General features: G+C 72.2%; 16 protein-coding genes. 6 read left to right on the plus strand and 10 right to left on the minus strand.

The annotated features are described in order from the left end of the window. Positions 1-1031 (minus strand): RNA-guided endonuclease InsQ/TnpB family protein (locus IEZ03_RS31565; RefSeq protein WP_189241252.1); only part of this gene is annotated, 1031 nt, incomplete at its 3' end. Positions 1032-1141: 110 nt separating this feature from the next. Here IEZ03_RS31565 and IEZ03_RS31570 point away from each other — a divergent pair. Together IEZ03_RS31570 and IEZ03_RS31575 are read left to right on the plus strand one after the other, a co-directional pair. Next, the gene (locus tag IEZ03_RS31570) at positions 1142-2014 is read left to right on the plus strand and encodes an arylamine N-acetyltransferase family protein (RefSeq protein WP_184889753.1); all 873 of its coding nucleotides are present in this window, start codon (positions 1142-1144) and stop codon (positions 2012-2014) included. Between the two features lie 54 nt (positions 2015-2068). Then, a complete protein-coding gene (locus IEZ03_RS31575) occupies positions 2069-2257 on the plus strand; it encodes a hypothetical protein (protein WP_184889755.1) in 189 nt (62 codons plus the stop codon). A gap of 59 nt (positions 2258-2316) precedes the next feature. Here the strand turns inward: IEZ03_RS31575 and IEZ03_RS31580 are convergent, their stop codons facing one another. Together IEZ03_RS31580 and IEZ03_RS31585 are read right to left on the minus strand one after the other, a co-directional pair. Next, positions 2317-2508: a hypothetical protein gene (locus IEZ03_RS31580; protein WP_131987393.1), complete on the minus strand. Its 192-nt coding sequence runs from the start codon at positions 2506-2508 to the stop codon at positions 2317-2319. A gap of 11 nt (positions 2509-2519) precedes the next feature. After that, entirely contained in the window at positions 2520-2876 is a 357-nt protein-coding gene (locus tag IEZ03_RS31585; protein WP_184889757.1) for a DUF3140 domain-containing protein, read from the minus strand. A gap of 181 nt (positions 2877-3057) precedes the next feature. Between IEZ03_RS31585 and IEZ03_RS31590 the strand changes: the two genes are divergently transcribed. Next, a complete protein-coding gene (locus tag IEZ03_RS31590; RefSeq protein WP_184889759.1) occupies positions 3058-3891 on the plus strand; it encodes a phosphoribosylaminoimidazolesuccinocarboxamide synthase in 834 nt (277 codons plus the stop codon). Between the two features lie 19 nt (positions 3892-3910). Here the strand turns inward: IEZ03_RS31590 and IEZ03_RS31595 are convergent, their stop codons facing one another. Genes IEZ03_RS31595 through IEZ03_RS31605 form a run of 3 tightly spaced genes read right to left on the minus strand, consistent with a single transcriptional unit; the run spans position 3911 to position 5063 of the window. After that, positions 3911-4300, minus strand: coding sequence for a YccF domain-containing protein (locus tag IEZ03_RS31595; protein ID WP_184889762.1), 390 nt, complete (start codon positions 4298-4300; stop codon positions 3911-3913). A 57-nt stretch (positions 4301-4357) separates the two neighbouring features. Further along, positions 4358-4672, minus strand: coding sequence for a thioredoxin (gene trxA / locus IEZ03_RS31600; RefSeq protein ID WP_184889764.1), 315 nt, complete (start codon positions 4670-4672; stop codon positions 4358-4360). After that, positions 4554-5063: a MerR family transcriptional regulator gene (locus IEZ03_RS31605; protein ID WP_221480929.1), complete on the minus strand. Its 510-nt coding sequence runs from the start codon at positions 5061-5063 to the stop codon at positions 4554-4556. The genes trxA and IEZ03_RS31605 overlap by 119 nt, the downstream gene beginning before the upstream one ends. A 167-nt stretch (positions 5064-5230) precedes the next feature. On the opposite strand from IEZ03_RS31605, the gene IEZ03_RS31610 reads away from it, so the two are divergent. Continuing rightward, positions 5231-6172, plus strand: coding sequence for a DUF5996 family protein (locus IEZ03_RS31610; protein WP_184889766.1), 942 nt, complete (start codon positions 5231-5233; stop codon positions 6170-6172). Here the strand turns inward: IEZ03_RS31610 and IEZ03_RS31615 are convergent. Beyond that, positions 6162-7160: an NAD(P)H-dependent flavin oxidoreductase gene (locus IEZ03_RS31615; protein WP_184889768.1), complete on the minus strand. Its 999-nt coding sequence runs from the start codon at positions 7158-7160 to the stop codon at positions 6162-6164. The two genes, IEZ03_RS31610 and IEZ03_RS31615, sit on opposite strands and share 11 nt — an antisense overlap. Before the next feature lie 37 nt (positions 7161-7197). Here IEZ03_RS31615 and IEZ03_RS31620 point away from each other — a divergent pair, with 37 nt between their 5' ends. After that, positions 7198-8103, plus strand: coding sequence for a 2-hydroxyacid dehydrogenase (locus IEZ03_RS31620; RefSeq protein ID WP_184889770.1), 906 nt, complete (start codon positions 7198-7200; stop codon positions 8101-8103). Between the two features lie 29 nt (positions 8104-8132). Here IEZ03_RS31620 and IEZ03_RS31625 read toward each other — a convergent pair whose 3' ends face one another. The 3 genes from IEZ03_RS31625 to IEZ03_RS31635 form a co-directional block, all read right to left on the minus strand. After that, a complete protein-coding gene (locus IEZ03_RS31625; RefSeq protein ID WP_184889772.1) occupies positions 8133-9227 on the minus strand; it encodes an NAD(P)-dependent alcohol dehydrogenase in 1095 nt (364 codons plus the stop codon). Between the two features lie 10 nt (positions 9228-9237). After that, positions 9238-10485, minus strand: a complete 1248-nt coding sequence (locus tag IEZ03_RS31630) for a cytochrome P450 (RefSeq protein ID WP_184889774.1) — start codon at positions 10483-10485, stop codon at positions 9238-9240. Between the two features lie 174 nt (positions 10486-10659). Further along, complete coding sequence (locus IEZ03_RS31635; RefSeq protein ID WP_184889776.1) at positions 10660-12420, minus strand: acyl-CoA dehydrogenase family protein; 1761 nt, start codon at positions 12418-12420, stop codon at positions 10660-10662. 90 nt (positions 12421-12510) lie between these two features. Between IEZ03_RS31635 and IEZ03_RS31640 the strand changes: the two genes are divergently transcribed. Next, entirely contained in the window at positions 12511-13242 is a 732-nt protein-coding gene (locus IEZ03_RS31640; RefSeq protein ID WP_184889778.1) for a PaaX family transcriptional regulator C-terminal domain-containing protein, read from the plus strand. The last annotated feature ends 26 nt before the right edge of the window (positions 13243-13268 follow it).

Consider the following 13268-nt stretch of genomic DNA (forward strand, 5'->3'; position numbering starts at 1 on the left):
CTCTTGCGGTTCTCCGGTGCGCGGTGCCCGCAGGCATGGCAGGTCTGCGAGGTGTAACGCGGATCGATCTTGACGACGCGGCCGGGCGCTTTGTGCTCCAGCCGGGCCACGAGCTGCCCCCACCCGTTGGTGAGGATGCCCCGGTTCAGCCCGGCCTTCTGCCGCACGTTCACGCCCGGTGCCTCGACGGTGCCTTTGGCCGAGCGGGTCATGCCCCGCACGTTCAAGTCCTCCACGGCGATGACGTCGAAGTCGCGTGCCAGGGTCGTGGTGGTCTTCTCCACCCAGTCGCGGCGCCGGTCGGCCTCCCGTGCCTTCAGCCGGGCGACGGCGGCCTTGATCCGGGCGCGGCGGCTCGAACCCTTCTCCGCGCGGACGAGCTTGCGGTGCAGCCGCCGGAGCCGCGCGGCCTCGGCCTGCGTGAGGCCGGGGGCGTGGAGGAGTTCCCCGGTCGACAGCGCCGCCGACACCGCCACGCCCCGGTCCACACCCACCGCCTCCCCGTTGCCGGGCGCGGGGGTCGGGCCGGGGATCGCGGCGAACGCGACGTGCCAGCGTCCGGCGCGGTCACGGGTGACCCGGAACGACTTCACTGCGTCTGGGACGGGCCGCGACCAGCGGAACCGCACCCACCCCACCTTCGGGACCCGCACCTCACCGACCTTGCGGGACACGCGCCGCACATCCCATTGCCTGCCGCGCCGACCGACGATCCGGAATCCCTCGTGCCGTCCGGCTTTGCGCCATGTCGGCCGCCGGTGCGTCCCCGCGAAGAAGTTCGCCATGGCCTGCGCGAAATCGCGCAGGGCCTGCTGCTGGACCGTCTGCGAACCGGCCGCCAGCCACGGGCTGGCGGCGCGGGCCTCGGTCAACTGGCGGGCCTGCGCGACATACCCCGGCGCGGGGCCCCGGCCCGGCGTCCACCAGCCGTGCTGCTCCACCGCCAGATTCCACACGAACCGGGCATGTCCGCAGTGCTCCAACAACCCCGCCTCCTGGACGGGGGTCGGACACAGCCGGTACCGGGACACGCCCGCAACATACCGACCGCCACCGACAAAGCCCGGAGAGTCACCGTGCCGCACCGTTCCGCGTTCCCTCCCCGCCCTGAAGGACGGGGTCTCCACGCTGTAGGTAGCCGATGACCGAGGATCTCGGATACGGGTGGCAGGGCGACCTTGTCGACCTGCCCGCCTATCTGAAGCGGATCGGCCACGACTGCGACCTGGCCCCGACGGCCGGGACGCTGCGCGCCCTGCACCGCGCCCACGTCATGTCCATCCCGTTCGAGAACCTTGAGATCATGCTCGGCCGGCCGATCGGGCTGTCGCTGGACGCCGTCCAGGCGAAGCTCGTCGACGCCCCGCGCGGCGGCTACTGCTTCGAGCACAACCGGCTGTTCGCGGCCGTCCTGGAGCGGCTCGGCTACGAGATCACCGCGCTGGCCTCACGGGTGATGATGGGCGGGCAGGTCCTGCGCCCGTGCTCGCACGTGCTGCTCCACGTCCGCCCGCCGGACCTGCCGCCGGACGAGCCGGGCTGGCTGTGCGACGTCGGTTTCGGGGGCGGGCCGCTGGAGCCGCTGCGGTTCCGGGACGGCGAGGAGGCCGAGCAGGACGGCTGGGGATTCCGGCTCGCCAAGGAGAAGGCCACCCCCACCCCCTGGGCTGAAGGGGGAGCGGAGTGGGCGCTGTACCAGCGTCTCCCGAAGGGCTGGACCCGGCGCCAGACGTTCGCCCTGAACGAGACCTTCCGCATCGACTTCGACGTCCTCAACCACTACGTCTCGACCAACCCGCGCTCACCGTTCACGATGCGGCCGTTCACGCAGCGGTTCCTCCCCGACGTCCACTACGTGCTCGACGGGACGACACTGACCACCACCCGCCCGGACGGCACCGTGGAGACCCGCGCGCTCGCCCCCGGGGAACTGCCCGAGGTGCTGGCGAGCCGGTTCGGCATCGTGCTGGATTCCGAGGACGTCCCGCGCCTCATCGCGTTCCTCCGCGCCTGAGCGAGGTTGAAGCCCTCCCTCTGGGTATGCGCCCCGGAGACCGAAGGAGGGGTGATGAGCGAACGCAAACGCGACGAGGACAAGCCGCTCGCCGACCGCCGCGCGGAGGAGGGCGCTCCCCAGGAGACCGACCACGACTTCGCGGACGAGCACACGCCCGGCCCCACGGACCCGCCGATCGCCGAGGCCGAGACCCCCGGCGGCGAGGAAGAGGGCTACAGCCCCCAGACCGAGGTTCCCTGAGGGCCCCGGACGCGGAAGGGCCGCCCCCTCGTTCGGGGGCGGCCCTTCCGCGTTCCTCGTCAGGAGGGGTACGGCGACTGCTGGTCGGGCGGGGTTCCCCCGCCCTCGCCGCCGCCCTTGTCCCCCTTGTCGGTGCCGTGCGCGTGGCCCTTCGACCGCGTCGACTTCGGATCCGTCGCCTCCGGCGCCGGCTCGTTCGTCACCTGGGTCGTCTCGGACCGCCGCATCTCGGGCTGCTGCGGGTTCGGCATGCTCTCGCCTCCTAGGCGCTCGACGGATCGGGACGCAGCGGGTCGTGCCCCACGGTCATGAGCGCGTGGCGCCACGCCTCGTCCCGTTCCGCGTCCGGCGGACGGTTCTCCAGCCGGTCCTCCACGAAGTCCACGACCTCCTGCATCACCTCGGCGTCGCCGTCGGTCAGGTCGACCTTCCGCTTGCGCAGCACGTCCACCACGCGGGCGCCGAGTTCGGAGACCCCCGGGCTCGGGCCCGGCGAGAAGGCCTCCTCCCCCGAGGCATCGGTGAGCAGCCAGATGCGCAGCTCATCGGAGGTCATGTTGACGAGCCGGTGGAAGTCCTCCCAGGCCAGCTCCGCCTCCGCCGGAATGCGATCGTTCATCGGTAACTCCCTGTCGGCTTCCCGGATCGCCCTACCCGACGCCCGCGCCCCCATTCACCCGCGTCCCGTTCATTCAGGCGCCGTTCGCCCGCACCGAACCGCTCGGCCGCAGGTGGTGAGGGGGCTTGTGACAAACTCCTGCGGGCAGGACCCGCACGGGACAGCGAGCAGAGGGAGCGCAATGGAACTCGTCCACTCCGGCAAGGTCAGGGACGTCTATGCGGACGGGGACGACCTGATCCTCGTCGCGTCCGACCGGGTCAGCGTGTACGACGTCGTCCTGCCGACGCTCATCCCCGACAAGGGGAAGATCCTCACGCAGCTGTCGCTGTGGTGGTTCGAGCAGCTCGCCGACATCATCCCCAACCACGTCCTGTCGGCCACGGACGTGCCGGAGGAGTTCGCGGGGCGGGCCGTCCGCTGCCGCCGCCTCACCATGCTCCCCGTCGAGTGGATCGCCCGCGGCTACCTAGCCGGCCTCGGGCTCAAGGAGTACGAGAAGAACGGCACCGTCTCCGGGATCCCGCTGCCGGACGGGCTGGTCGAGGCGTCCCGGCTGCCCGAGCCGATCTTCACCCCGACCACGAAGGCGACCGAGGGCCACGACGAGTTCATCACCTACGACGACGTCGTGCGCGAGATCGGCGACGACACCGCCGCCCGGCTCAAGGACGTCACCCTGGAGATCTACAAGCGGGGCGCGGCCATCGCCGCCGAGCGGGGCATCATCATCGCCGACACGAAGCTGGAGTTCGGGCGCGCCGCCGACGGCACCCTGACCCTCGGCGACGAGGTCCTGACATCCGACTCCTCCCGCTTCTGGCCCGCCGGCCAGTGGGAGCCGGGCCGCCCGCAGCACGCGCTGGACAAGCAGTTCGTCCGCGACTGGAGCAGCACCCTCGACTGGGACCGCACCCCGCCCGGCCCCGCCGTCCCGCAGGACGTCGTGGACGCCACCCGGGCCCGCTACATCGAGGTCTACGAACGCCTCACCGGCCGCACCTGGACGTCCTGAGCCCTGCTCAGCCGGCCGCTCAGAAGGAGGCGCGGCCGCCGTTCGCCACGATCTCGCGGCCGAGCGGCGCCAGCGAGACCGGGATCAGCTTGAAGTTGGCGATCCCGAACGGGATGCCGATGATCGTGATGCAGAGCAGGGCGCCGGTGAAGAGGTGCCCGAGGGCGAGCCACCAGCCCGCGACGATGATCCAGATGACGTTCCCCAGCAGCGAGCCCGCGCCCGCGTCCCGCCGCGGGACCGTGGTCCGCCCGAACGGCCACAGCGCGAACCCCGCGATGCGGAACGACGCGATGCCGAACGGGATCGTGATGATGAGGATGCAGCAGATGATCCCGGCCAGCACGTAGCTCAGCGCCAGCCAGAAGCCCGCCAGCACCAGCCACAGGATGTTCAGCAACGTCCGCACCACGGCCTCCCGACCCAGATCGTCGACTTTGATCTTAGGCGGCCGCGACCGGGGAGGTCAGAACTGCCCGTCGAGGTCCGCGAGCAGGGCGCGCTTCGACCGCGCGCCCACGATCTGCCGGACGACCTCGCCGTCCCGGTACAGGTTCATCGTCGGGAAGCCCATGACGCCGTACCGCGCCACGACCTCCGGGTGGTCGTCGCCGTTGAGCTTCGCGACGGCGAGGCGGTCGCCGTGCTCCGCCTCGATCTGCTCAAGGATCGGCGCGATCATCCGGCACGGCGGACACCAGTCCGCCCAGAACTCGACCAGGACGGGCTTCCCCGCCCGCAGCACCTGCTCGTCGAAGTTGTCCGCCGTCAGTGTGATCATTCGTCCCCTCCGAGGTCGGCGCGCAGCCCGGGCAGGCGCCCGGCTCGGTCGCGCGCGCCAGCTGGCCGGCCACGTCCGCGCGGCGGCGGATCAGGGTGCGGATCTCGGCGTCGATCTCGGCGAGCTTGCGCCGGTACACGGCGACCGACTCGGGGCACGCGGCGCCGTCCGGGTGGCCGGCCCGCAGGCAGTCCACGAACGGGCGCGCGTCGTCCAGCGTGAACCCCGCCGCCGCCAGCGAGCGGATCTCCAGGACGAGCCGCAGGTCGGACTCCGCGTACTGCCGGTAGCCGTTGGCCGCGCGGCGCGCCGGCAGCAGCCCCTGCTGCTCGTAGTACCGCAGCGTCCGGGTGCTCACCCCCGCCCGCGCCGCCAGCTCCCCGATCCGCATCGGGCCTCCCTCATCCGTGGCGCTGATCCGTGGCCGCCGATCCGTGGCCGATACGACGGTAACCCTTGACCCCGGCGTCAAGGTCAACCCGCTCGCCCGCGTGATTCCGGGCGTCGCGGCCTGGGCAGGATCCGGACAGCCGGAAATGTCGATTGAGAGGTTGCGGGATGACCGAGCAGAAAGCGTGGCCGCGGCTGCGCGTCGCCGACTGGACCGACACCCGCGACACCCTGCACATGTGGACGCAGATCATCGGCAAGATCCGGCTGGCGCACACGCCCCTGCTCAACCACTGGTGGCAGGTCACCCTGTACATCAGCCCGCGCGGGTTCACCACGTCCGCGATCCCGCACGGGTCCGGGGCCTACGACATCGAGTTCGACTTCGTCGACCACGTCCTGCGCATCCGCAGCAGCGACGGCCCGTCCCGGGAGGTGAAGCTCGAACCGATCTCGGTGGCCGACTTCTACGCCCAGACCATGGACGCCTTGGGCGGCCTCGGCATCAGGCCACGGTTCCAGACCCGTCCCAACGAGGTTGAGCCGTCCATTCCGTTCGCCGAGGACCACACCCACGCCTCCTATGACGCCGAGGCCGCGCACCTTTTCTGGCGGCAGCTCCTCCAGGCGAACCGCGTCATGGGCGAGTTCCGCTCCCACTTCGTGGGCAAGGTCAGCCCGGTGCACCTGTTCTGGGGCGCCCTGGACCTGGCCTGCACGCGCTTCTCCGGACGTCCCGCCCCCGCCCACCCCGGCGGCGCCCCCAACTGCGGCGACTGGGTGATGGTCGAGGGCTACTCGCACGAGCTGTCCAGTTGCGGCTTCTGGCCGGGCGGAGGCGAGGAGGGCGCCTTCTACGCCTACGCCTACCCCGAGCCCCCCGGCTTCGCCGACCACCCGGTCCTCCCGGACGGCGCCTACTACAGCCAGGAGAACGGCCAGTTCCTCCTCCCCTACGAGGCCGTGGCAGACACCGCGGACCCCGACACCGCCCTGATGAACTTCCTACAGACGACCTACGAGGCAGCCGCGATCCACGCCAAGTGGGACCGCGAGGCCCTGGAGGACAACCCCGACCGCTGGAACACCCAACGCCAGGTCACGGGGTGAGCCGGGCAACCAGGACGGCGGCTGGGGTTTCGGTGGCTTGGCGGTAGGACTCGCCAGCCCAGAGATTGAGGCCCTCCGGATCGCCTTGGGCTGCGGCTGCCCTGCGTAGGGGTGAGGTCACGTAGTGGACGTCGGGGTAGGCGGCGGGGGCGTGGGCCGAATGTTCGGTGAGGAAACGGTTGACCAGGCCGCGGGCCGGACGGCCGCTGAACGCGCGGGTCAGTGCGGTCGAGGTGAACCGGGGGTCGGCCAACGCGGCCTTGTGGACGGGGTTCGCGCCGCTCTCCGGGCAGCGGACGAACGCCGTCCCGATCTGCGCCGCGACCGCGCCCAGGGCCAGGACCTCGGCCACGTGGGAGGCGGTCGCCAGACCACCGGCGGCGATGAGGGGCTGCCTGGTGAAGGCGCTCACCTCGCGGAGCAGCGCGCGCAGCGGCACGGGATCGTCGGACGTGTTGGTGAACGAGCCGCGATGGCCCCCGGCCTCGGAGCCCTGAAGGCAGAGGGCGTCGGCGGCGGACGCAAGGCGGGCCTCGGCGGCGGTGGTGACGGTGACGACGACCGCGGTGCCGCGTTCCTGGAATGCGCGGATGACGTCCGGGGCAGGGCAGCCGAACGTGAAGCCGACGAAGGGCGGCGGGTCGGCCAGGAGGTCGGCGATCTTGGCGTCGTAGGCGTCGTCGCGGTCGGCCGGGGTGCCCGGTGCCACCCCGAGGCGCGCGGCCTCGGGGGCGAGCCGGTCGCGGTAGGCGGCGACGGCGGACGGGTCGGGCTCCTCCAGGGAGGGCATGAAGACGTTCATCCCGAACGGGCGGGAGGTGAGCCGCCGCGTGGCGGTGATGTCGGCGCGCATGGCCTCGGGGGTCTTGTAGCCGGCGGCGAGGAAGCCGAGGCCGCCCGCGTCCGACACGGCGGCGGCCAGTTCCGGTGTCGAGGGGCCGCCCGCCATCGGCGCCTGCACGATCGGGTGTTCCGGCCACCGGCTCATGACCGGCACCATAATCCAGGGGACGGAAGGGGGCGGCATGCGGGTTCTGCTGCACTACGACATGGACCACACCGAGCCCGGCCTGGACATCGTGAGCTGCTCGGAGCAGGACGACGAGCGGTTCGCGGAGCTGCTGCCGGACACCGAGGTCCTCTGGCACGTGCTGCGTCCGCTCACGGCCGCCGACATGGACCGGGCGCCGAAGCTGCGGCTGGTGCAGAAGCTCGGCACGGGCGTGAACACGATCGATCTGGCGGCCGCCGGGGAGCGGGGGATCGCGGTGGCGAACATGCCCGGCCAGAACGCGCAGGCGGTGGCGGAGACGAGCCTGCTGCTGATGCTGGGCGCGCTGCGGAGGGTCGTCACGTTCGACGCGCGGACGCGGGCGGGCCGGGGCTGGCCCGCCGACCGCGCGCTCGTGGGCGGTGAGCTGGCGGGCCGGACGGTCGGGCTGCTCGGCGGCGGCGAGATCGCGGGCCTGCTGCGGGGGATGCTGGAGGCGGTCGGCGCGACCGTCCGGTACACGTCCCGGACTCCGCGGGCCGACCCCGCGTGGCGGAGCCTGGACGAGCTGCTGCGGGAGAGCGACATCGTGTCGGTGCACGTCCCGCTGACCGAGGAGACCCGGCACATGCTGGACGCGGAGCGCCTCGCGATGCTGCCGGAGGGCGCGATCGTGGTGAACACGGCGCGCGGCGCGGTCGTCGACGAGGCGGCCCTGATCGACGCGTTGAAGTCGGGGCACCTGGGCGGCGCCGGGCTGGACGTCTTCGAGCGGGAGCCCGTGGACGCGGGCAACCCGCTGCTCGCCATGGACAACGTCGTCGTGATGCCGCACGTGGCGTGGCTGACCGGCGAGACGTGGAACCGGTACTTCGCGGTCGCGGCGGAGAACTGCCGCCGCCTCATGCGCGGCGACGGCATCCTCCACCGCGTCGTCTAGCGCGGCGTCTGGGTGCGTCTACGAGCCTTCTAGGGGACGAGCACCGGCTTCACGACCTTGCCGGACTGGGCGTCCGCCTCCGCCTGGTTGATCTGGTCGAGCGGGTAGCTCGTGATGAGCCGCTCGAACGGGAACCGGCCCTGCCGCCACAGCTCGATCATCTTCGGGATGAAGGTCTGCGGGACGGCGTCGCCCTCGATGATGCCCTTCACCGTCCGGCCCATGAGCAGGAGGTTCGCGTCCAGCGTGTACTCGGCCGCGCCGACGCCGACGAGGCCGCACACCCCGGTGGTGCGCAGCGAGGCGACGGCCGTGGCGACGACCTCGGGGACCGCGGTGCTGTCGAACGAGTACTGGACGCCCTCGCCGCCGGAGATCGCCCGGATCTGCCCGGCGATGTCCTGGTCGGCGCCGTTCAGCACGTGGGTGGCGCCGAGCTCGCGGGCGAGGTCGAGCCGCGACTCGTGCAGGTCCACCGCGACGATCGTCGTGGCCCCGGCGACGCGGGCGGCCATCACGGCGGCCAGGCCGACCGCGCCCGCCCCGAAGATCGCGATGCTGTCGCCGGCGCGGACGCCGAGCGAGACCAGCACCGACGCCGCGCCGGTCTGGACGCCGCAGCCGAGCGGCCCGAGCTGCTCGAGCGGGACGTCCCGGCTCACCGGGACGACGTTGTGCACGGTGCCGAGCGCGTGGCTCGCGAACGACGACTGCCCGAACCAGCGGGTGTGCACGGCCTCCCCGCCCGCGGTCGTCGCGCGCGGCGTCCCGTCCAGCGGCACGGCGAGCATGTTGAGCGCCATCATCTGCGGGCAGGCGCCCGGCACCCCGGCGCGGCAGTTGTCGCACGCCCCGCACGAGTCGAACGACATGACCACGTGGTCGCCCTCGGTGACGCCGGTGACGCCGGGGCCGACCGCCTCCACCACGCCGGAGCCCTCGTGGCCGAGCACGACCGGCTTGGCGACCAGGTCGCCCGGCACCCGCCCGAGCAGGTCGGTGTGGCACATCCCCGCCCCGGCGACGCGCACCAGGATCTCCCCGGGCCCGGGGTCGGCGAGGTCGAGCGACTCGATCGTGTAGGGCCCGTCTGCGGCGCGCAGCACCGCGGCAGTGATCTGCACCTAGGTTTCCTCAATCCAGGGAGTAGCGGATCGGCAGGCGCTTCAGACCGCCGACGAACGTGGTGGCCGTGCTCTCCGGCGTCCCGGCGAGCTCGATCGAGCCGAGCCGCGGCAGCAGCTCCTCGAAGAACGCGCGGACCTCGATCCGGGCGAGCGCCGCGCCCAGGCAGTAGTGGACGCCGAAGCCGAACGCCAGGTGCTTGTTGGGGTCGCGCCCCACGTCGAAGCGGAACGGGTCGTCGAACACGTCCTCGTCGCGGTTGGCGGACGGGTACGACAGCAGCAGCGCGTCCCCCTCGCGGATCTTGACGCCGCGCAGCTCGCAGTCCCGGACGGCGGTCCGCATGAACTCCTTGACGGGTGTGACCCAGCGGATCATCTCGTCCACGGCGAACGGCATCAGCTCGGGCTTCTCGCGGAGCCGGTCGAGCTGGTCCGGGTTCTCGATGAGGGCCTGCAGGCCGCCGGAGATCGTCGCGCTGGTCGTGTCGTGCCCGGCGGTCGCGACGATGACGTAGTAGGACGCGGTGTCGAAGTCGTTCAGCGGCTCCCCGTCGATGCGGGCGTTCGCGATCGCGGACGCGAGGTCGTCCGTCGGGTTCTTGCGGCGCGCCTCCGTCAGCTCCTGGAAGTAGGCGAAGAAGTCGAGGAGGACCTGGATCTTCTCCTCGTCGGACGCGCCGCGCTGGTACTCCTCGTCGTCCCCGCCGAACAGCTCCTGGGTGAGCTTCAGCATGCGGTCGAAGTCGCTCTCGGGCAGGCCGAGCAGCGAGAGGATCACGTAGAGCGGGAAGTGGACGGCGACCTCCCGCGCGAAGTCGCACTCGCCGCCGAGGTCGACCATCCGGTCGACGTACCGCTTCGCCAGCTCCTTGACGCGCGGCTCCATGGCCCGCATGGCGCGCGGCCGGAACCAGTCGGCGCCGATCGCCCGGATGACGCGGTGGTCGGGGTCGTCCATGTGGATGAGCGTGCGCAGCGCGATGCCCTGCTCGGCCCGCTCCCGGTTCAGCCGGTCGAGCTCCTTCGTCGCGAGCAGCGGCCGCGGCGCGTTGAGGAACAGCTCGTGGTTGCGTTCGACTTCCAGGACGTCCTCGTGCTTCGTGACGGCCCAGAAGGGGTTGTAGTCGGGCGCGTCCACGTAGTGCACGGGCGATTCCCGGCGCAGCAGCGCGAGCGACTCGTGGAAGCGGCTTTCGTCGGCGTATGCCTTCGGGTCGGCGAGGGCGAGGCCCGCCTCGGTTGCGTTCGGCGTCACTGCAGGGGTCCTCCGTCACACGATCGTCGCGCGGCAACGGACATCATCCAGGAACCTACGGTCCCGAATCTCGTTCGGTCAACGCCCCGCAAGACGCTCCGACCCGTTGACTTGCGGCGTGTTGTTGTTATGGGGCGCTCCGTAACAACAACACGCCGCAAGTCAACGAGACCGCTAGGTGGTGATGAACGCGCCGTCCTTCAGGTCCTTGAAGCGCTCCAGGTCCTCCGCCGGGGTGTCTATGGCGCGTAGCGGGCCGGTGTCGGTCAGGCGGCTGCGGGCGTAGAGGCGCGCTACCAGCGCCTTGCGGTCGCCGCCCGAGTCGCCGCGCTCCCACCCGGCCTGCTCCAGCAGCAGCGCCGCCGCGTACACGTCGGCCATGTACTGGGCCAGCGGGTACAGCCGGGCCTCGGCGACGGTCCGGTCGAGTCCCCGCCACTTCGCGATGGCCTCGCGCAGGTGCCCGATGCGCTCGGCGACCAGGTCGGCGGTGGCGTCGTCCCCGGGCGGGGCCTGCCGGACGGCCTCGGTGAGCCGGTCGAGGAACGGCTCGTGCGCGTCCTGCCGCTCGATGGCGCGGCGGACGTCCAGGCAGAGGATGTTGTCGCCGCCCTCCCAGATGGGGTTGACCTGCGCGTCCCGGAGGATTCGCGCGACCGGCCACTGCTCGATGTAGCCGTTCCCGCCGTGGATCTCGATGGCGTCGCTCGCGGCCGTCACGCCCAGCCGGGCCGCCCGCAGCTTGATCAGCGCCGCGCCGATGCGCAGCCGCGGGCGCCCGAGGTACCCGTCGAACACGAGCGCCTGGACGGCCTCGGTCTCCACGATCAGCTCGGCGAGCTTGCGCCGCATCAGCGGCTGCTCCGCGAGCGGGGCCCCGAACGCCTCCCGCGCGCCCGCGTAGCAGAGCGACTCGACCAGCGACCTGCGCGCGCACCCGAGGCCCATCATCGAGATGCCGAGCCGGGCGCCGTTCGTCAGCTCCATCATGCGCGCCAGGCCCCGGCCGTCGCCGCCCTTCCCGGCGCTCGCCGGGGGCGCCAGCAGGAACGCCTCCGCGTCGGTGAACTCGATCTCCGCGGACGCCACCGACCGGGTGCCGAGCTTGTCCTTGAGCCGGCGGATCCGGACGCCGTTGCGCGACCCGTCCCGCCGCTCCTTGAGGACGAGGAACGGCGCGATGCCCCGCACCCCGTCCGCGGCGCCCTCGGACTTCGCCAGCACCACGAACGCCGAGCCGTTCGCGTTGGAGGCGAACCACTTGAACCCGTTGAGCCGCCAGGCGTCCCCGTCCCGGGACGCGGTCGACTCCAGCGCCCCGAGGTCGGAGCCGCCGGACCGCTCGGTGAGCAGCTGCGCGGCCTCGCCGGACATCTCCCCGGCCGCGAACAGCTCCCGCACCCGCGCCTTGACGTCGTCGGGCGCGAACAGCTCCGCCAGGCCCACGACCATGTCGCCGCCGGTGCCGAGCGCGCACGCCATGCCGATGTCGGCCTGGTCCAGCAGGTAGCTCCACGCCACGCCGAGCGGCGCGGGGTCGACGCCGTTGCGCTTCGCCTCCGCGCGGAAGTCGGGCCGGGTGAAGGACGTCGCGACGATGTCGCGCCGCGCCGCCTCGAACGAGGGCGGCATGACGACCTGGCTGACGTCGCGGCCCCACCGGTCGTACTTCTCCAGCCGGGGCGGGTTGCGGTCCGTCTCCTCGGCCCGCTCCGCGATCGGCCCGCCCATCAGCGCGCCCATCTCCCGCAGCCTCGGCTCGGCCCAGCCGAACCCGTCCCCCAGGTGCCGCCGCATCAGGAACCGCAGCGTGGGGTCGCAGTCGTACCAGTTCCGGCCCGCGGCCCCCTGGTAGCGCTCGGTCGCGTACCGGCGGGCCTTGTCCGCGCCGCCGAACGGGAGCCGGTCGAACGGCTCGGTCAGATAGGTCGCCATGCCCGGACATTACACTTTTCTTTCGAATGCTGGAAGACTGTAATCTCCGGCCGCCCGCGCGCACCCGCCCCGATAGGGTCACCAGCAGACATGGACAAGCTGGAGATCCGCCCGCTCACCGCGCGTTCGGTCGTCCTGAGCACGCTGCTGGGCGTCCACCCGCCCCGCCTGCCCGCGCGCGTCCTGGTCCGTGTCGGGGACCTGTTCGGCATCGCGGAGGGGACGGTCCGCGTCGCGCTGTCCCGGATGGTCGCCGCGGGCGACCTCGTCCAGTCCGGCGGCACCTACGCCCTCACCGAGCGCCTCCTCGAACGCCAGGCGCGCCAGGACGAGAGCCGCCTCGCCCCGGCCGTGCCGTGGGACGGCGACTGGGAGATCGCCGTCATCACCGCCGAGCGCCGGCCCGCCTCCGACCGCGCCGACCTCCGCCGGGCCATGTCCGCGCTCCGCCTCGCCGAACTCCGCGAGGGAACCTGGCTGCGGCCCGCCAACCTGACCCGCGTCCGCCCGGACACCGTCGTCCGCCAGTGCACCTTCCTCACGGGACGCCCCGAAGGTGATCCCGCCGCCCTCGCCGCCGCCCTCTGGGACCTCGACGGATGGGCGGCCGCGGCGCGCGGCCTGCACGCGGCCCTGACCGGCGCCGCCGCGATGACCGAGCGCTTCACCCTCGCCGCCGCCGTGCTGCGCCACCTCGTGAAGGACCCGCTGCTGCCGCCCGACCTCCTCCCCGGCGACTGGCCGGGGACGGACCTGCGCGACCGCTACGAGCACTTCGAGGCCGAGTTCGCGCGGTTCCTCAGCGACCACGTCCTGCTGTGAGTTCCGCTGGGAGTCCTGCTGGGGAG

Source organism: Actinomadura livida, from assembly GCF_014648675.1.
GTDB classification, from domain to species: domain Bacteria; phylum Actinomycetota; class Actinomycetes; order Streptosporangiales; family Streptosporangiaceae; genus Spirillospora; species Spirillospora livida.